Origin of the sequence: Belliella aquatica, assembly GCF_014637795.1 — a bacterium.
GTDB classification, from domain to species: Bacteria; Bacteroidota; Bacteroidia; order Cytophagales; family Cyclobacteriaceae; genus Belliella; species Belliella aquatica.
The window spans coordinates 223,017-242,632 of record NZ_BMFD01000005.1; the positions used below are offsets into that span (position 1 = coordinate 223,017).

Below are 19,616 nucleotides of genomic sequence, written 5' to 3' on the forward strand. Positions count from 1 at the left end.
AGAATTATAAATAGAATACTCTCTGCAAATGGAAATCTTATGTCTTGAATCTTACTTCTTATATCTTAAATCTAGCCTCTCCTTCTCTTACATATTCCTACGGTACTGCCCTCCTACTTCGTAAAGTGCACGAGTGATTTGTCCCAAGGAGCAATACTTTGCTGCATCCATTAATTTTTCGAAAATATTTTCATTGCGAACTGCTGCTTCTTGAAGTGCTGTTATCCATGATTCGGATTTATCTTCATTTTTCTTATGAAGATTGTGAAGCGTAATAATTTGAGCTTCTTTTTCCTCTACGTTTGCTCGAATGACTTCCCCTGGAGTAACCGTTGGTGATCCCTCAGAAGATAAGAAGGTATTCACACCAATGATTGGATATTCACCCGTATGCTTGAGCATTTCATAATGCAAGCTTTCTTCTTGAATTTTACCACGCTGATACATCGTCTCCATCGCACCCAATACTCCGCCACGTTCAGTAATTCTATCAAATTCTACATAAACAGCTTCTTCGACCAACTCAGTGAGTTCTTCGATGATGAAGGAACCTTGAAGTGGATTTTCATTTTTGGTCAATCCGAGTTCTTTATTGATGATCAACTGAATTGCCATCGCTCTTCTTACAGATGCTTCTGTAGGGGTAGTGATGGCTTCGTCATAAGCATTCGTATGCAATGAATTACAGTTGTCATAAATTGCATAAAGTGCCTGAAGCGTCGTCCTGATATCATTGAAATCTATCTCCTGCGCATGAAGGGATCTCCCAGATGTTTGAATATGATATTTCAACATCTGCGAACGTTCATTGGCAGCATATTTCAATTTCATGGCTTTCGCCCAAATTCTTCTTGCTACTCTTCCGATTACAGAATATTCTGGATCAATGCCATTCGAAAAGAAGAAAGAAAGGTTTGGAGCAAACTTATTGATATCCATTCCTCTCGAAACGTAATACTCCACATAGGTAAATCCATTAGAAAGTGTCAGTGCCAATTGGGTAATTGGATTTGCACCAGCTTCTGCAATATGATAACCCGAAATTGAAACTGAATAGAAATTTCTAATATTCTGATCGATAAAATACTGCTGCACATCTCCCATCAATCTCAATGAAAATTCAGTCGAGAAAATACAAGTATTTTGCGCTTGATCTTCTTTCAAGATATCCGCTTGAACAGTTCCCCTGACCTTTGCAACTGTCTCAGTTTTGATTTTTTCATAAACATCAGCAGGTAATACTTCGTCACCTGTTACACCGAGTAGCATCAACCCAAGTCCATCATTTCCTTCTGGAATTTGACCATGATATTGAGGTCTCTGAACGCCCTTATCCTTATAGATAGAATCTATTTTCTTATTTACCTCTTCTTCCAAGCCATTGGCTTTGATGTAAACTTCACATTGTTGATCAACGGCTGCATTCATGAAAAATGCCGTCATCGTCGCAGCAGGACCATTGATAGTCATCGATACAGATGTCATTGGATCTGCTAGATTGAAGCCCGAATACAGCTTCTTTGCGTCGTCCAAACAGCAGATATTTACACCAGAATTACCGATTTTACCATAAATATCAGGTCTGTAATCTGGGTCTTCTCCGTAAAGTGTCACCGAGTCAAAAGCTGTTGAAAGCCTCTTTGCTGGCAAACCTTTAGACACATAGTGAAAACGCTTGTTCGTTCGCTCAGGTCCTCCTTCTCCTGCAAACATCCTTGTCGGATCTTCGCCCTCTCTCTTAAATGGAAATACACCTGAAGTGTATGGAAATTCTCCTGGTACATTTTCCGTCAAACCCCATTTCAACAAATCTCCCCAAGCTTCATATCTCGGAAGGGAAACTTTAGGAATACTGCTCCCTGAAAGTGACTTAGTATGGGTTTTTACTTTGATTTCTTTGTCTCTTACCTTAAAAACATAGTATTCATCTCTATATTTTTGCGCTTTCGCAGGCCAATCTTCAAGCCATTTTTTATTCTTCGGATCCAATTCCAACTCTACTTGAGCATAGACTTCTTGTAGTTCTTTTACCAATCGATCCTTGTCTTCAATGTTGGTCATGGCAATCGCCTCAATGGACTTCGTAATGCTAAAAAGCTTCTGAGCGACTTCTTTTTGCTCTTCTGCCCACTTGCCATAATTTCTGTTATTCTCAGAAATTTCAGATAAATATCTCGTTCTTGAAGGTGGGATAATATATATCTTCTCGGACATTTCGCCTGTCACTTCAAAGGAAGTCTTCAAGTCAACTCCTGTTTTCTCTACCAACTTTTGAATAATCCCTTTGTACAAAGAATTCATTCCTGGATCATTGAACTGCGAGGCTATCGTGCCAAACACAGGGATATCCTCGTCTGCAATTTCCCAGAGATTATGATTGCGTTTGTACTGCTTTTTGACATCTCGAAGCGCATCTTGTGCTCCTCTTTTGTCAAACTTATTAAGAGCTATGACATCAGCGAAATCCAACATATCGATTTTCTCCAACTGAGTAGCTGCACCGTACTCAGGCGTCATTACATATAGAGACATGTCAGAGTGTTCAATAATTTCCGTATCTGATTGCCCAATTCCAGATGTTTCTAATATAATCAAATCGAAATTTGCAGCTTTCACGATATCTACTGCATCCTGAACATACTTTGACAAAGCCAGATTCGACTGCCTCGTAGCCAAAGAACGCATGTACACATTAGGGTGATGAATCGCATTCATTCTGATTCTATCGCCAAGCAAAGCTCCTCCTGTTTTTCTCTTTGATGGATCGACAGAAATAATTGCAATATTTTTTTCCTTAAAATCAATTAAAAATCTTCGCACTAATTCATCTACCAAGGAGGATTTCCCTGATCCACCTGTCCCTGTGATACCCAAAACTGGCGTTTTACTTTTCGAAGAGAGTTTTCTCACCTTTTCCAAGATCGATTTACTTTCCTCTGGGAAATTTTCAGCAGCAGAAATCAATTTTGCGAGTTCTTGCTTATTGTCTTTATCCAGTGCTTCTCCTCCTTTATGATTTTTTCCTACCGGAAAATCAGATTTTTTTACAAGGTCATTGATCATACCTTGCAAGCCCATTGACCTTCCGTCATCAGGTGCGTAGATTCTTGTGATTCCGTATTCATGAAGTTCTTTGATCTCTTCGGGCAGGATAGTTCCTCCTCCACCTCCAAAAATTTTGATATGACCCGCCCCTTTTTCTTTCAACAAGTCATACATGTATTTAAAAAACTCAACGTGTCCGCCTTGGTAGGATGTAATGGCAATAGCTTGGACATCCTCTTGAATGGCGCAATCCACAATCTCCAAAACTGATCTATTGTGTCCTAAATGTATCACCTCGCAACCAGTAGATTGGATGATTCTACGCATGATATTGATTGCAGCATCGTGTCCATCAAAAAGTGACGCGGCTGTTACAAGTCGGATATGATTTTTAGGTTTATAAATTTCTGTTACAACTGACATGTATGAATTGGGTTTATATTATATGCTTTCTACGAAGGTTAAAGCCAAATTAGTCAATTTAAGTTTATACTTAAATTTCTGATTGCGAATATAAGAAAAATAGAAGATTTGAGCAGTAATGAAAAGTAAGGTTTTCGAAATATTATTCTGATTAAATGATTCATTCTCTGCTTATTCCCCAAACAGAATAATAATACCCTCCTGATTCAAAATAAAATACAATATTTTAAAATTAAGTGAAATCAGCCTATTAACTGATTTTTGTCATGAAATTTGGAAAGGATTAACCCGTTCTTTGTGAGAAGAAAGCTCCAATTCTTATATTAAGGAGTCTTTAAATGATTAAAAATTAGCTCATGAAACTTTCGCTCTATCTCGGAACCTACAAGCGTGTCAAAGTTTTTATCCATTGGACTTTTTCCTTGCTGTTATTATGGATCGTCATTTCTAACCTTAGGGCTAATGCTCCAGTTGAAGATATTCTCTGGACACTACTCTTTGTATTTGGACTATTCTTCTGCGTAATATTACATGAATTCGGTCATGCTCTCGCTGCACAAAAATATGGAATCAGTACGCAAGATATCACGCTACTGCCCATTGGCGGTGTTGCAAGACTCGAAAAACTTCCTGAAGACCCAAAACAAGAACTTTGGGTTGCCCTAGCTGGTCCGCTTGTTAATGTTGGTATATTTCTATTTCTAGCCATCATACTCACAGTTGTTGGAACCGATTTCCAAAACTTTGAGGCTATGCATATTGACGCAAATTCCTTTCTAATGTATTTGGCTGTAGCCAACCTTATATTAGCGCTTTTTAATTTACTTCCTGCATTTCCTATGGATGGAGGTAGAGTATTGAGAGCTTTATTAGCAATCAAACTTCCAAGAGCCCAAGCTACCAAAATAGCTGGTGGTATCGGGCAGGTACTCGCTTTAGCATTTATCTTTTATGGACTTTTTAATAATCCAATCCTTGTCCTAATTGGGATCTTTATTTTTCTTGGTGCTGCAGCCGAAGTCAATCACACGCAGCAGGCAAGTTTCCTTAAGGGCTTCAAAGTCAAAGATGCCATGATGCTGAAATTCCAGATCTTAGCTTTTGATGCTCCGCTTTCAAAAGCTATCCAAAAATTACTGGATAGCCAAGCTACACACTTTGTCGTAGTCAGAGATGACGTCGCTGTCGGTACATTGAGTAAAGATCAAATTATCCAAGGACTTCAGAATGGTGATGAAAACACCAAAATTGAAGTTGTAGCTGATTTTAGCCCATACAAAATCGAGACCGAAATGGAATTGGAAGAGGCATGGAAAAACATGATGATCAAAAAGAGAAAGGTTGCTTTTGTCATAGAAAACGGGCATTTCTTGGGGATATTAGACCAAGATAACATTACCGAATTTATTTTAGTAAAATCAGCTTTATCGAAATGATCTCTCCAATCAAAGATCCTTATTTGATTCAATCTGAAGTTCTACTTAAGCAATTGAACTCAGATCAAAATGGACTGATTGAAGAGGAGGTCAAGAGAAGACTTGCACATTTTGGTAAGAATACTCTTCCTGATCCGGATAAAAAATCACTCTTCAAATTAATCATCAAGCAGTTTAATAACCTGATGGTTTATATCCTCCTTGTGGCTGCTGGAATATCTTTTCTGACACAGCACTATGTTGATGTCTATGTGATTTTGGGGATTATTCTAATCAATGCTATTATTGGATTTGTCCAAGAATACAAGGCCGAGGGGGCGCTAGCTGCGCTTAAAGGGCTTTTGGTTCCCCAATGTAAAGTCATTAGAAACAAACAGCTCTTGAAGGTCAATTCTGAAGATTTGGTTCTAGGAGATATTCTTGTCTTGGAAGAGGGAGATAACATCCCTGCTGATGCAAGAATAATTTATGAAAAAAACGGAAGAACATCCGAAGCATCACTAACAGGTGAATCAGTCCCTGTTCAGAAATCTGAAAAAGTTCACGAAGGCCCATGTGGATTTTCAGACCAGAAAAATATGGTCTGGAAAAGCACATTTGTGTCTAGTGGGAGTATCCGAGCTGTAGTCACCGCCACAGGGCTACAAACCCAAATTGGACAAATTGCCTCCAGTCTGAAGGGTATCATTCCTAAGAAGACAAACTTTCAAAAGAAAACGGATAAGTTAGCCATGCAAATGGCTTTCATCGCAATAGGAAGTGCTATTCTGCTTTTTATAATTGGTTATTTGGTGCTTGAAGTAGAGACAAGCGAATTATTGTTGATTTCTATAGCAGCCTTAGTATCTGCAATTCCAGAAGGGCTTCCTGCTGTATTATCTATTGTATTGGCAGTGGGATCTTATAGAATGTCTCAGAAAAACGCCATTATTAGAGAAATGACAGCTACTGAGAGTCTGGGGTCTGTGAGTACTATCATCACTGACAAAACAGGGACACTCACCCAAAACACCATGACGATTAAAAAAGTGTGGACACATGGTATTTCAGATGTAGAAGTGACTGGTGAAGGCTGGGAAAGCAAAGGTACTTTTTTGGGTGATGAAAAAGACGCTAATTCTCTTGAGATATTATTAGAAATCGCTGCACATTGCCATCAATCTGCTATAGAAGTTAGTGAAAACGATCTACTCAAAGTTATCGGAGACCCTACAGAAGCCGCTTTTTTAGTATTGGGGAATAAAGCTGGAAAGAAAAAATCTCTACGTATAATCGAGGATATAGCTTTCAGTTCTGAACTTAAGTACAGATCTACACAACTGTTAAAAGACAATGATGAATTGAGGTTTTATATAGGAGCTACTGAGCCAATATTAGACAGATGCACATCCTTTCTTGACAAAAATGGAAAAGGGAATGCCTTAGATGGTGATGCAAAATTATTAATTCTTAGTAAAATTCAATCTTGGTCTAGAGATAGCCTTCGGGTGTTGGCACTGGCAAGGAAAATCGGAGCAGATTTAGAAAAAGACGAATATTTAGAATTTGTAGGTATAGCAGGAATGATGGATCCACCAAGACCTGAGGTAATCGATGCTGTAGCTTCCTGTCACAAAGCAGGCATTCGGGTAATCATGGCTACAGGTGACCACGCAGATACTGCTCTGTCAATTGCCAAAAAAGTGGGAATCGTCAAATCGGGAAGAGAGATAGTCTACACAGACACCCAACTTCAGCAAATGACTAAAGAGAAATTCAAAAAAGCAGTTCAGGAAGCTGATGTTTTTTCGAGACTGACTCCTTTAATGAAGTTGAAGATTGCCAAGGCACTACAAGAAGCAGGCGAGCTTGTAGCTATGACTGGGGATGGTGTGAATGATGCTCCCGCACTCAAACAGGCAAATATTGGGATTGCAATGGGGATCATGGGAACAGATGTTGCTAAAGATGCCTCTATGATGGTGTTGGCAGATGATAACTTCTCCACAATCGTTCAAGCCATTGAGCAAGGGCGAATAGTATTCAATAATGCGAGAAGAACTAGCTTTTTCCTAGTCACTACTAATTTTGCTGAAATTTTGACATTGATTACTTCTATATCCTTTGGCTTACCTATTCCTTTGACTGCAACACAGATTCTATGGATCAATATTGTCACTGATGGGTTTTGTGACAAAGCCCTGGCCGCAGAAAAAGGAAAAGGTTATGAACTAGAATCACCTCCGATCAATCCAAAAGAAAATATTCTCACAAAAAATATTATCCCATTCCTATTAATCAATACCTTGATCATGACTGGTTTGGCAATAGCCGCTTTCAAAATTTATTTGCCCTTGGGTATAGAAAAAGCGAGGACAATGGTATTTATTGTCATTGCTTTTACCCAGCTTTTCAATGTTTTCAATATGCGAAATCTTGATCAATCTATTTTCAAAATCGGGCTTTTCAGCAATAAATGGGTAAATTATGCTTTGATCATCTCTATCCTTATTCAAGTATTGATCATTGAAGTTCCGATTTTTGCTCAACTATTTGATTTTAGGCCTGTCAATTTCATCGAATTTGTCAAATGGATCGCTTTATCATCTCTTACGCTTTGGGCAGGAGAAATTTATAAATACATCAAAAACTACAAAACTATATAGCTATGTATCAGTACACAAGCGCAGCAGAAGCTGTCAAACATGTAAAAAGTAATCAAAGAATATTCATTCATGGAAGTGCAGCTACTCCAACTCACCTCTTGCATGCTCTCGCAAACAGAAAAGAAGAACTGAGAGATGTGGAAGTCGTTTCCATTTCAACCTTAGGAGATATGCCTTTGGCAACTCCTGATTGTTTAGGAAGTTTTTTTATGAATTCTCTTTTTGTGTCTGAAAATGTAAGGCAAGCCGTCAACAGCGAACAAGGCGGTTATGTACCGATTTTCTTAAGTGAAATAGGGAGACTTTTCCGAAACAATATCCTTCCAATCGATGTAGCAATCCTCAATGTCTCAGAGCCAGACGATCATGGATATTGTTCGCTCGGAGTGTCGGTAGATATTGCAAAACCAGCTATTGAAACTGCCAAACTGATTATTGCGCAAGTGAATAAGCAGATGCCAAGAACCCACGGTGATGGACACATTCACTTTAGCAGATTTGCTGCTGCAGTGGAAGTAGATGAAAATCTTCCAGAGGTAAATTATGGTGATAAAATCGGTGAGAACGAATTAAAAATAGGTTCCTATATCGCTGAACTCATAGAAGACAGAGCAACACTTCAAATGGGAATTGGTGCCATTCCAGATGCTGTTCTGAGAAAATTGACAGGTCACAAAGATCTTGGTATCCATACAGAAATGTTCTCCAATGGTGTAATCGAACTTTTAGAATCAGGAGCCATCACCAATTCTTATAAGAAAAAGCATCCTGGGAAAATCGTGACTTCATTTGCCATAGGCAATAAAGAGATGTATCAAAAGATCCATGACAACCCAATTTTCTCTTTTCACGAAGCAGCCTATGTCAATGATACCGCGGTGATCAGAAAAAACCCAAAAGTAGTTTCAATCAACAGCTGTCTTGAGTTAGATTTAACTGGTCAAGTTTGTGCAGATTCTATAGGAAGTTACCATTATTCTGGTGTTGGTGGTCAGATGGACTTTATGCGAGGAGCCGCGCTTTCAGAAGGTGGGAAACCGATCATGGCACTTTCCGCAGCTACAAGAAGAGGTGCCAGTAAGATTGTTCCGTTCCTCAAACAAGGAGCTGGAGTAGTAACGACAAGAGCTCATATGCACTATGTGGTTACAGAGTTTGGCGTAGCTTATCTCTATGGAAAAAACCTCAGACAACGTGCTTATGAACTGATGAAAATCTCTCATCCAGATCACCGAGAAGATTTAGAACGAGCGATAATTGATCGATTTGGCAGCTATGTATATGCTACACGATAATTCTCGTTGAGATTTTCAGATATAAAAAAACCACCCGATTGGGTGGCTTTTTGTTTTGTTATGGAAAGTGTATAATTAATTCAAGAACTCATCAAACGTTAAAGAAACAAAATACATTGTACCTACAGTAGGATTCCCCCATGCCTGAGTATACCCATCCCCAAATAGGTTTGTAGCACCCATTTTAACGATAGATTTAATAGATTTAATTTTATAACTCATTTGAACATCCATTGTGCCGTAAGCAGGCACAACAGACAATTGTCTGGAAGAAACTTCTGGAGCAACAAAAGTAGACTGCCATGCAAATTCATCCTGCCATCTGTAAGCTAAAGCAAAACCAAAATTTTTAAATACCTCACGATTAGCAAAAGTTATATTTGTTCGATATTCAGGAGTATTAAATGCTGGCTGAAAATCACCTAAATCTTCAATATTTGACAATTTGTTATACGAGACATTTCCACCAATAGTATATCCTTTAGGTAATTTATAATCAAGACCCAAAGCCCAACCGAAAGAATTTATAATTTCTGACCTATTTATTGGCATTGAGTAAACATTTCGAGTACTTGCTTGTAACAAATTTAAACCTAAATCAGTCTGAAGAGTTCCTGGTTGGTAGTTTGCATCTTGTACTAAAACTTGGCTTCCAATAAAATTCTCAAACCTATTAAAGTAATAATAACCATCAATTAACAGTTTGTTGTTCGCTAACAAAGATTTATAACCAATTTCAAAAGATTTTACTCTTTCTGGTTGAAACTCTTTTAATTCATAAGCCTGTAATTGATTTATATTTGCTCCAGCAGCAACGACAGGCACTAATTGCATTGTTAATGCAGCTATTGCCGCAGGTGCTTGATCCGCTGGGATTTGACCTGCATTTACCTGTGCCATTACAATTTGTGTAGCTTGAGCTTGAGCAGCTTGTTGAATCTGAGGGGTTGCAGCAGATGCTTGTACAGCACCTCCAAATTGAGTTACTGTTTGTAAAGAATAGACTGGATTTGAATTGAAATTATATCTATCTCTTAGTAGCGGCAATCCACCAATGAGTCTTGCTTGAGGAGTTCTCAAATCTATATACTGCTCTTGAGTAGTAGGAATCCTAAATCCTGTTTGATAAGATGCTCTAAAATTATGTTTTCCCGCAGTATAGACTGCTGAAACTCTAGGAGACCATTGACCTTGAAAGTTCTCATTCTTATCATATCTAACAGAAGCTGTCAACTTTAATTTATCATCAAACAAACTTTTACTTCCTTGTGCATAGCCGCCAAATTCGGTTATAGAAAACTCTTCATCATTTTCATCAGTTGCAAATAATGTTCTATCTGAATTTAAATCATAAACACGGTAATTTGCTCCAACAACAAAATCAGCCCAGGTAATATCTTTAAAGCTGTAAGAACCTTCAAGGTGATATAAGTTTGTCTTATCTACAAATCTAGCCCCAACAGCTGCGGCAGTTCCAGGTATTGGCCTTGACCTTACATCTGCTAAAGCTGCATTGAATTGAGATGACCCAGGTTCATACCTTCCTATATCAGCAAAATTTCTAGCAGCATTATGTGCACTAGCTTCATCTAAACCTTGCCCTCTAGCACCTACAAAAGCACCTACATATTCCCCAAACCATTGAGGACTATTTTTCCAAGCTTCATTTATTCCTTGACCTGCAATACCTATCGCATAAGAATCTCCTGATCTTTCTTGAGTAGTATAACCTCTCACAAACCAATTTGTCCCCTTTAACTCAAGCTTATATTGTCCAATACTGAATCCGGTTATAGAATACCTATCTGCACCTGTATAGACGGTTGTACCTGTACCATAATTACCTTGTAAAATTGCCTCTACATTATCATTTAATCTCCAATGAAGTGCTGCATTCAATTTCAAAGATTCTGTACCATAATCTGCTAAGTCTCTTTCGTTATATCCTGTCCTTGTTATGGTTTGATCCGGAATTAAGCCTAAAGCACCTGCAGGTAAAAGATTATTGGCAATCAGACTTTGAGCAACTCCTCTCATACTTTGGCCTGTTTCATCACCATAAATATTGACACCGTTGTACCCTGGATTATTTTCCCGAGTTCCATTTTCAATTCCAAACCCGTTGGATAAAGATTGATCTCTAAAGTCATTTGCTTGCCAGTCATCTGCTTTCAAGTATGATACGTTCACCTTGAATGCTAATTTATCATTAAAAGCTGTTGCATATCTTGCGGCAAAATCCGTAAATCCAGTACTTGGGTTTGACCTAGTTGATTCGCTCATTATACCACCTTTCATTTGAACTGACAATCCTTGATATTGAAAAGGGTTTTTGCTGTTCATTAGTAGTATACCATTAATGGCGTTTGGACCATATAGAGCAGAAGAAGCACCCGGAAGCAACTCAACACTTTCTAAATCTAATTCGGAGATACCAGCAATATTTCCAACTGAGAAATTCAAGCCAGGAGCTTGGTTATCCATTCCATCAATTAGTTGCACTGTTCTTACGTTTCCATTTGCATTAAAACCTCTGGTGTTGAAAGACTTGAAAGTCATTGATTGTGTACTCATTTCCACTCCCTTCATATTATTTAATCCATCATAAAAACTCGCTTGAGGAGCTTCCCTAATAGAAATAATATCCATTCTTTCTACAGTTACAGGTGATTTCAAAACACTTTCTTCAATTCGAGATGCGGATACAACTACCTCTTGTCCAAGGATTGATTGTTCTGCAAGGGTGACCTGAAGATTAGAAACATTTTCTTGGGTGATTTCTATTTCCTTGCTTGAAAAGCCAACCATCGAAAATATCAAAGTCAATGGCGGTGCCTGATTGACGCGTAAATTAAAGTTACCTTGTAAGTCGGTAACTGTTCCGATTACTTTTCCTTTCACCACAATATTCACCCCTACGAGTGTTTCTTTCGATCCTTCCTCAGTCACTGTGCCCGAAATATTCGTCGTCTGAGCAAAAACCGAAGATGTGCTTAAGGAAACAATGACAAATAGTGAAAATACTATTTGCCAAGTTCTTCTAGTAAAGTTTAGCATATGTTTAATCTTGGGTTAATTGTTAATAATTTCAATCCAATTATTTGAATCTGTAATTAATGTGAAAATTAGAAGAAATTCCCAATAATCCTGCATTTATTATCCAATTAATTGCGAATAAAAATTTAAGAACATATCATTTACAAAATAAACCCTTTGATTATCAACAAAAACCCAATAAAAAATAATTTGAAGTTATTAGTTTGATCTTTAAAAGTATAAATAAAAAAACCCTGATTCTCATCAGGGCTTTAATTTACTTGGTTGAATTTTTATTCTCTTCATTGACGTGTTTCACAAGTCTGTCACAGAGTTCTTTCATTTCTTCAGATATGTATTCATCACCTGTAGCATTTAAGATCGTTTGAGCCATTCCTCCCAAAATATCAATATAAAATCTCTTCATCTCCACCACAGACATATCATCTGTCCAAAGATCGATTCTTAAAGTACTGTGATTTAAATTATCCCAAACATTCAAGCTGATACTTTTGGTAGCTTCTTCACCCTCACCTTCTTTATCAGAAGCATCCCATTGTATAGATTTTGGGAGATTTTTATCGTCAAGGTTGATTTTAAATTTTATCTCTGAACTTTTCATTATTTAGTATGATGATTAATGCCTCAAAACTACAAAAGGGAAATCTGAGTTCCGATCTCTATCCAAAATGTTTTCTATGATTATCCTCAATAACACCAGTATGTGAATATTTCACTTAGAATTATACGAATAATCGCCAACAGACCATAGTCAACTGCCCACAGCTGATTGAAATGAACTTCATACAATATTATAAATGGCTACTGTTAAGAAAGCGGATATACACAATGTTTTATTTACCTATTCAAATCTCATCTCAGGAATCTCGCCCTCTACTACGAGTTTGCCTTCTGTTTTTTCTTGAATTTCCTCAACACTTACACCTGGAGCACGCTCCAATAATTTGAATCCACCTTCTGGAAGTACATCCAAAACTGCTAAATCAGTGACTATTTTTTTGACGCATCTAATTCCTGTGATCGGTAGGCTACATTCTTTGAGTAATTTCGACTCTCCACTTTTACTGCAATGCTGCATCGCTACAATGATATTTTCGGCAGAAGCTACCAAATCCATTGCTCCTCCCATTCCTTTTACCATTTTTCCTGGAATCTTCCAATTGGCGATATCTCCATTTTCAGACACTTCCATGGCACCAAGAATCGTAAGCTGCACATGTCCTCCCCTGATCATCGCAAAAGATTCTGCTGAGTTAAAAAGTGCTGAACCTTTGGTCATGGTAATGGTCTGTTTGCCAGCATTGATCAAGTCTGGATCAACTTTATCTTCTGTAGGAAATGGTCCAATCCCCAAAAGTCCATTTTCGGACTGCAAGACAACTTCCAAATCATCAGGAATATAGTTTGCTACCAATGTCGGTATTCCAATTCCCAAATTGATATATTGTCCGTTCTGAACCTCCCGAGCTATTCTCTGTGCTATTTGATCTTTGTTGAGCATATCTATTTATTTATTGGGTTTCTTCAGGTTAATTTTAGATTTATGATCTTAGAATTAAGATTTATGATTGATCGAAGGGAGGAAATACATTTGAAATATAATTGAAATAAGGTGGAGATATTGTAGAAATAAGGTGGAAATAATATGGTAATATTTCGCCGAAGGCATAACTTGTCCGCCGTGGCGGATTTCAATAAACCCTATCCTTTAGCTACCGTTCTCTGTTCAATTCTTTTTTCGTAATCTTTCCCTTGAAAAATCCTTTGAACATAGATTCCAGGGGTATGGATTTCATTTGGGTTCAATTCCCCTGCTGGCACCAATTCTTCTACTTCTGCAATTGTGATTTTGCCTGCTGCAGCCATCATTGGATTGAAATTTCTAGCCGTTCCTTTGAAAATCAAATTTCCCGCGGTGTCTCCTTTCCAAGCTTTGACAAAAGCAAAGTCAGCCTTCAACCATCTTTCCAAGAGATATAGTTTCCCATCAAATTCTCGTAACTCTTTTCCATTGGCTACTTCAGTTCCGACTCCTGCTGGTGTAAAAAATGCTGGAATCCCAGCTCCTCCTGCTCTGACTCTTTCTGCTAATGTTCCTTGTGGAATCAATTCCACTTCCAACTCTCCACTCAGAAGTTGTCTTTCAAACTCTGCATTCTCACCCACATAGCTTGAAATCATCTTTTTCACCATCCGCTTTTGAAGCATCAAACCTATTCCAAAATCATCAACACCAGCATTGTTAGAAATACAGGTCAAACCATTGATGTCTTTATCCAATAAAGCTTGGATACTGTTTTCGGGGATTCCTGAAAGACCAAATCCGCCAAACATCAATACTGCATTTGAAAAAACATCTTCTACAGCTTCTGCTGCATTTGCTATTGTTTTGTTGATCATATCTTTAAATTATTTTTGGGTTAATATGCTTATTGCTTTTTCTCGATCTGCTTTCAACTGCTGTTTCAACTGCTCCAAACCTTCAAATTTCGTCTCTGGCCTGAGGTATTCTTTGATCTGAACACATACCCTTTTATCATAAAGGTCTCCTTCAAAATCAAAAAGATTCACTTCTATACTACGGCTATTTCCATCAACAGTTGGTCTATTTCCGATATTGAGCATGCCATTGTATTGATCCCCTTCGACATTGACTACAACAGCGTAAGCTCCGTCGCATGGAATCAGTTTATAATCATTGGGAATGTGAATATTTGCTGTGGGAAAACCAATAGATCTTCCAAGTTGCTGTCCCTTAATGATGATTCCATTGAGCTCGTAGGATCTTCCCAAATAGCCATTGGCAATAGCTACTTTACCACCTTGAAGGGCATGACGTATTTTTGTACTAGATACGCCAACATCATCAACATCTTCTCTAGATATTTCTTCAAGTTCAAAAGGATATTGGTCAATATGCTCTTTAAGATACTCAAAACCACCTTCTCGATTTTTCCCAAATCGATGATCATATCCTATGACCAATTTACGGGTTTGGATTTTATCAATCAGGATTTTTTGAATAAATTCCTCCGAACTCAATTCTGAAAATTCTTTTGTAAATGGAATGGAGATCAAATGATCTATTCCAGCTTCTCTCAGGAGTTTAGCTTTTTCTTCAAAAGTAGAGAGCAACATCAAATTGTGCTCTTTGGGATATAAGACCAGTCTAGGGTGTGGCCAAAAAGTAATCAAAACAGTCTCCCCTTTTAGTTCATCCGCGATATTACTTATCCTTTTGAGAATTTTTTGATGACCAAGATGGACACCGTCAAAAGTTCCGCTGGTGACCACGGGATTATTGACTGGTCCAAATTCATCGATGCCTTCATATATCCTCATGCACTCTTGCTTTTATCTTATCTACTAAAGTGGTCAAATCTTCTGCATCTTCTAACCTAAATTCTCCGATTCTTGTTCGGGTCAAAGCAGACATATAAGCCCCTACTTCTAGCTTTTCTCCTAAATCTCTCGCCAAACTCCTGATGTAAGTCCCTTTGGAACAAACGATTCTAAAATCAATTTCTGGGAGTTCAAATCTTGTGATTTCAAACTCAGACACTGTAACGGGACGTGGTTCCATTTTGACTTCGATTCCCTTTCGAGCGGACTCGTAGACCCTCTTTCCATCTACCTTAATAGCAGAGTGCATGGGTGGAATTTGAAGGATGTCACCTGTCAATTCAGCAACTGCGCTTTTCAAATCTTTAAGAGTAAGGTGTGAGGGATCAGCTACTTCAATGATTTCTTTTTCTCTATCAAAACTCTCTGTAGTTTTTCCAAGTACAAACGTCCCTGTATACTCCTTTTCCTGCCCCATGTAGGTGTCTATACTTTTGGTTTTCTTCCCAGCGCAGACAATCAACAGGCCAGTAGCCAATGGGTCTAAAGTACCAGCATGACCAACTTTCTTGATTTTGAGGGCATTTCTTACCTTTTTGACCACATCAAACGATGTCCATTCTAAAGGCTTATCAATTAAAAAAACTTCTCCGTAAGGTTCCTGTTCTTGCATATTACATATATAATCCAGCGCCTATTGCAATCAATCCGACGATGGCACAATAAATAGAGAAATAAGTTAATTTACTTTTTCTCACCAAAGCAATCATCCATGTGCAGGCAAAATAACCTGCAATAAATGCTGCAATAAATCCAGCTGAAAGGTAGCCAAAGCTCTCTGTGTTGTATGTCAAAGCTCCATCTAGTATATCTTTTGCTATTTTCCCTAAAATCAATGGTACAACCATCAAAAAAGAGAATCTTGCAGCTTTTGATTTGTCTATTCCCAATAAAACTGAGGTAGAAATCGTAGCTCCTGATCTAGATATTCCTGGAAGAATTGCAATTGCTTGAGAAATCCCTACCAAAAATGCATTCCAAAAACCTACTGGTTTGTCTGTATTTTTGGCTTTATCGGCCAAATACAGCAAAATAGCTGTTAACAGAAGCATACATCCCACAAAGACGATTTTCCCACCAAAGAACTGCTCGAGTTGTTCATTAAAGAAAACTCCAATGATCGCCGCAGGTATCATAGAAATGATGATTTTGAGAGAAAACTTGGTTTCTTCATTCCATTTGAATTGAAAAAGTCCTTTGAAAATCTCTGCGAGGTCTTTTCTAAAAACCAAAATAGTAGATAACGCAGTGGCAAAATGAAGAACTACTGTGAACATCATACTTTCTTCAGGAAGTTTTGAATCTCCCAAAATTGCAGCACCCAATTCCAAGTGACCACTTGAGGAAACAGGCAAAAACTCCGTCAATCCTTGAACGATTCCGAGGATGATTGCATCAATAATGTCCATAATTTACTTTGATTCCGACTTATGGAAGATTGCGTAAAATTCAAAAATAAATCCCGCCAAAGTAACGATCGGACCTAAAGTCAAACCCATGAAACCAAATCCGTGTGTTTCAGGATCCAAACCAATAATGGTAAAACCAATTACGATAATTGCGATGCCGATAAGCATCAGCTGATAATTTTTCTTGGTAAAGGGAAAAGATTGATTGCTCATATTTAATAAAGTTCGTCCAAAGACATGTTTAAGTATTTATTTACAGCTTTGAGGGTGCTGAAGAATGACAGCATCGCTCCGACAATAACTAATCCTCCAAAAAGAAGGTATAACAATTCATAATTTTGAAGCAAAGCGAAGCCATCAATGTTGGCCTTGGTATATTCAATAATTGCATAGAGAATTCCTGATGCTAATAATCCTGACAATGCCCCAAAGAAAAATGCCCTACTCAAGAAAGGCTTTCTGATAAATCCTCTCGTCGCACCAACCAATTGCATACTTCTGATAAGAAAGCGTTGCGAAAATAAAGCTAATCTAATCGTATTGTTGATCAGCATAATTACGGTGATGATCAAGATGACAATAAATCCTCCCATCACCAAACTCACTTTCAATAGATTTTCGTTGATCGATTCTACCAAATCGGACATATAAGTTACTTCGAAGACACCATCCATATCTTGGAGCTCTGTAACGATTTCTTTGATTTGATCAGCAGTTTGAAACTCTTCAGAAAGTGCTAAAGTATAACTATCTCTCAATGGGTTATCATCTAGAAAAGCCGTAAAATCCTCTCCAGTATCTTCTAGAAAACTTGCAGCTGCTTCTTCTTGAGAAATAAAAACTAATCCATTCCCATCCTCTTTTTGAAGTAAAAACGGTTTTTGAGAGAGTGTTTTGGCTATTTCTGCTTTTCTCTCTTCAGTAATATTTTTATTTAGAAAAACTTGAATTTCTATATTTTCACGAATAATTTTGGTGAGTGTTTTCGCTTGTATAAAAATCACTCCAAAAAGACCGACGATGAAAAGTGAAAGCGTTGTACTAAAAAGTACTGAGATAAACTTGAATTTACCAACTTTTGTCTTCTTCCTTGAATTGCCTTTCATATATATCGAAAATGGGTTTGCGCCCTGCGTTGAGTATTTGGATTTTTTATCGATGGATAATATTACATCGAATATTCAAATTTGGTCAAAATTAATCAGCTTATGGTATATAACCAATCTTATTCGATTTAATTGATTTGAATCACCACTTCATCAGCAATAACGAACGCTTGATCTAATTTGGTACAAGCAAGTACATCTAAGCCTGTAAATCTTCCAAAAGCGGGAAGAATGATCCTACGTTGACTATAAAAAAAACAGGGAAGTGTAATTTTCTGCCTCCCTTTTCCTCGAAGAGCTATGCCAGGGTGAATATGACCACAGAAGTTGATTTTACCTTCAGGCACTTCAGGAAGTGGTTCATGCGAAAGCAAAAAGTTTTCAATCTCCAAAGGTTCTTCGTGAATGATCCATTTTCCGGAAGTGTAGCAAGCTTGAGGAAGTATATCATGATTTCCTTTTACCAAATGAAAATTAACTTTTGGAAATGAATCTATAAACGTTTCTAAAACCCACCAAGATTCATTTAGGTCTGAGTGAAATAAATCACCCAAAAAATAAATGTCATTTGACTCAAACTGCTGGATTAACTGCGAAATCTTCTGTAAATCATCATCATGAAGATGTTCAGAAATGGGGATTCCTGCCTTTCTAAAATGACCTGCTTTCCCAAAATGTGGATCTGCAATCAATAAAGCTTGGTGTTTTTTTATATAAATAGCTTTCTGAGGCAATAACCAAAAACTACAACTTAACTCCTTTAATATCAACTCAAAACCAACTGAATTCTCTTGCATTCTTAAACTAAAATTTCTGATTTAGATCAGTACTAATTAATATTCTTCCGTAAGGAGAGGAACAAAGACATTTGTTTTCGTATTATAAAAGTATTAATATTCCTCAAGTTTATATACCCTTAACTCAAAATAACATGACAAGCAAATTCATTCAATTAGGTATTGCCGTATTATTGATCTTTGGTACATCGACAGCTTTTGCACAGAATGCTGATGCTATCCTCGGGAAATGGTACAATACTGAAAAAGACGCTCAGGTAGAAATCACAAAAGAAGGCGGAAAATATTCAGGTAAGATCGTTTGGCTTGCCGAACCGACCGAAAATGGCAAACCAAAATTAGATAAAAACAACAGTGACAAGTCAAAAAGAACAAGACCAATCATGGGAATGAAGCTTCTCAATGACTTTGAATACAGCGATGGAGTATGGGAAGATGGGACGATTTACGATCCTAAAAACGGAAAAACATATTCATGTATCATCAAAAAGAAAAATGATAAAACTCTAGAAGTAAGAGGTTATATCGGGATTTCTTTCGTTGGAAGGACTGTAGAATGGACAAAAGTTCAATAACTACCCTTCCCAAATCCCCTTTGGAACAAGTTCAAGAACATTTCCGAAGGGGTCTTCAAAATAAATACTTCTCTGTCCGTCAGACCATTCTTGTTCGTGGGTGATTTCAATCCCATTTCTAATTATTTTTTGTTTGGATTCTGAATAATCATCTGCCGAAACTTCAAAAGCTATGTGTTGCTTCCCTGATGCGAAATGTGGTGGTAGGTTTATTTCATTCTTAGTCACTTCGGGTATAAAACATAGCAAAACCGAACTCCCACATCTAAAAAAAATATGCCTTCCTTCTACTTTAGAAATGACCGGCATCTCAAGCAAATTATGGCAAAATCTCTCAGCTTGATCAATATCTGAAATGTAAAGACAAATTTCTTTGATTTGAGTATAGTTCATATTTCAAGGTAAAAAACAAATTAAGTGATACAA

General features: G+C 37.6%; 16 protein-coding genes. 4 read left to right on the forward strand and 12 right to left on the reverse strand.

Features of this window, described 5'->3' with window-relative positions:
- Positions 1 to 87 precede the first annotated feature (87 nt).
- On the reverse strand, positions 88 to 3,468 hold the full coding sequence (locus IEV57_RS09350) for a methylmalonyl-CoA mutase family protein (protein WP_188442013.1): 3,381 nt from the start codon (positions 3,466 to 3,468) through the stop codon (positions 88 to 90).
- Positions 3,469 to 3,824: 356 nt separating this feature from the next.
- Between IEV57_RS09350 and IEV57_RS09355 the strand changes: the two genes are divergently transcribed.
- Genes IEV57_RS09355 through IEV57_RS09365 form a run of 3 tightly spaced genes read left to right on the forward strand, consistent with a single transcriptional unit; the run spans position 3,825 to position 8,844 of the window.
- Positions 3,825 to 4,904 (forward strand): site-2 protease family protein, encoded by a 1,080-nt coding sequence (locus IEV57_RS09355; RefSeq protein WP_188442015.1) that lies wholly within the window; start codon positions 3,825 to 3,827, stop codon positions 4,902 to 4,904.
- Complete coding sequence (locus IEV57_RS09360; RefSeq protein WP_188442017.1) at positions 4,901 to 7,549, forward strand: cation-translocating P-type ATPase; 2,649 nt, start codon at positions 4,901 to 4,903, stop codon at positions 7,547 to 7,549. Before IEV57_RS09355 ends, IEV57_RS09360 begins: the two co-directional genes overlap by 4 nt.
- A gap of 2 nt (positions 7,550 to 7,551) precedes the next feature.
- Positions 7,552 to 8,844 carry an acetyl-CoA hydrolase/transferase family protein gene (locus IEV57_RS09365; protein WP_188442019.1) on the forward strand — a complete coding sequence of 431 codons (1,293 nt, stop codon included), beginning with the start codon at positions 7,552 to 7,554 and terminating at the stop codon, positions 8,842 to 8,844.
- Between the two features lie 75 nt (positions 8,845 to 8,919).
- Here IEV57_RS09365 and IEV57_RS09370 read toward each other — a convergent pair whose 3' ends face one another.
- The 10 genes from IEV57_RS09370 to pdeM form a co-directional block, all read right to left on the reverse strand.
- On the reverse strand, positions 8,920 to 11,901 hold the full coding sequence (locus tag IEV57_RS09370; RefSeq protein ID WP_188442020.1) for a TonB-dependent receptor: 2,982 nt from the start codon (positions 11,899 to 11,901) through the stop codon (positions 8,920 to 8,922).
- 256 nt (positions 11,902 to 12,157) lie between these two features.
- Positions 12,158 to 12,502, reverse strand: coding sequence for a gliding motility protein GldC (gene gldC, locus IEV57_RS09375; RefSeq protein WP_188442022.1), 345 nt, complete (start codon positions 12,500 to 12,502; stop codon positions 12,158 to 12,160).
- Between the two features lie 240 nt (positions 12,503 to 12,742).
- Positions 12,743 to 13,402, reverse strand: coding sequence for a CoA transferase subunit B (locus tag IEV57_RS09380; RefSeq protein WP_188442024.1), 660 nt, complete (start codon positions 13,400 to 13,402; stop codon positions 12,743 to 12,745).
- 200 nt (positions 13,403 to 13,602) lie between these two features.
- Complete coding sequence (locus tag IEV57_RS09385) at positions 13,603 to 14,301, reverse strand: CoA transferase subunit A (RefSeq protein WP_188442026.1); 699 nt, start codon at positions 14,299 to 14,301, stop codon at positions 13,603 to 13,605.
- A gap of 9 nt (positions 14,302 to 14,310) precedes the next feature.
- The gene (locus tag IEV57_RS09390) at positions 14,311 to 15,243 is read right to left on the reverse strand and encodes a bifunctional riboflavin kinase/FAD synthetase (RefSeq protein ID WP_188442028.1); all 933 of its coding nucleotides are present in this window, start codon (positions 15,241 to 15,243) and stop codon (positions 14,311 to 14,313) included.
- Entirely contained in the window at positions 15,230 to 15,916 is a 687-nt protein-coding gene (truB, locus tag IEV57_RS09395) for a tRNA pseudouridine(55) synthase TruB (RefSeq protein ID WP_188442030.1), read from the reverse strand. Before truB ends, IEV57_RS09390 begins: the two co-directional genes overlap by 14 nt.
- Position 15,917: 1 nt before the next feature.
- Entirely contained in the window at positions 15,918 to 16,712 is a 795-nt protein-coding gene (locus tag IEV57_RS09400; RefSeq protein ID WP_188442032.1) for an undecaprenyl-diphosphate phosphatase, read from the reverse strand.
- A gap of 3 nt (positions 16,713 to 16,715) precedes the next feature.
- The gene (locus IEV57_RS09405) at positions 16,716 to 16,925 is read right to left on the reverse strand and encodes a DUF3098 domain-containing protein (RefSeq protein ID WP_188442034.1); all 210 of its coding nucleotides are present in this window, start codon (positions 16,923 to 16,925) and stop codon (positions 16,716 to 16,718) included.
- A 2-nt stretch (positions 16,926 to 16,927) separates the two neighbouring features.
- The gene (locus IEV57_RS09410) at positions 16,928 to 17,818 is read right to left on the reverse strand and encodes a cell division protein FtsX (protein WP_188442036.1); all 891 of its coding nucleotides are present in this window, start codon (positions 17,816 to 17,818) and stop codon (positions 16,928 to 16,930) included.
- A 128-nt stretch (positions 17,819 to 17,946) separates the two neighbouring features.
- The gene (gene pdeM / locus IEV57_RS09415; protein WP_188442038.1) at positions 17,947 to 18,615 is read right to left on the reverse strand and encodes a ligase-associated DNA damage response endonuclease PdeM; all 669 of its coding nucleotides are present in this window, start codon (positions 18,613 to 18,615) and stop codon (positions 17,947 to 17,949) included.
- A 134-nt stretch (positions 18,616 to 18,749) separates the two neighbouring features.
- Between pdeM and IEV57_RS09420 the strand changes: the two genes are divergently transcribed.
- On the forward strand, positions 18,750 to 19,190 hold the full coding sequence (locus IEV57_RS09420; RefSeq protein WP_188442040.1) for a DUF2147 domain-containing protein: 441 nt from the start codon (positions 18,750 to 18,752) through the stop codon (positions 19,188 to 19,190).
- On the opposite strand, the gene IEV57_RS09425 is transcribed toward IEV57_RS09420, so the two are convergent.
- Positions 19,191 to 19,583 (reverse strand): VOC family protein, encoded by a 393-nt coding sequence (locus tag IEV57_RS09425; RefSeq protein WP_188442042.1) that lies wholly within the window; start codon positions 19,581 to 19,583, stop codon positions 19,191 to 19,193.
- Positions 19,584 to 19,616 lie beyond the last annotated feature (33 nt).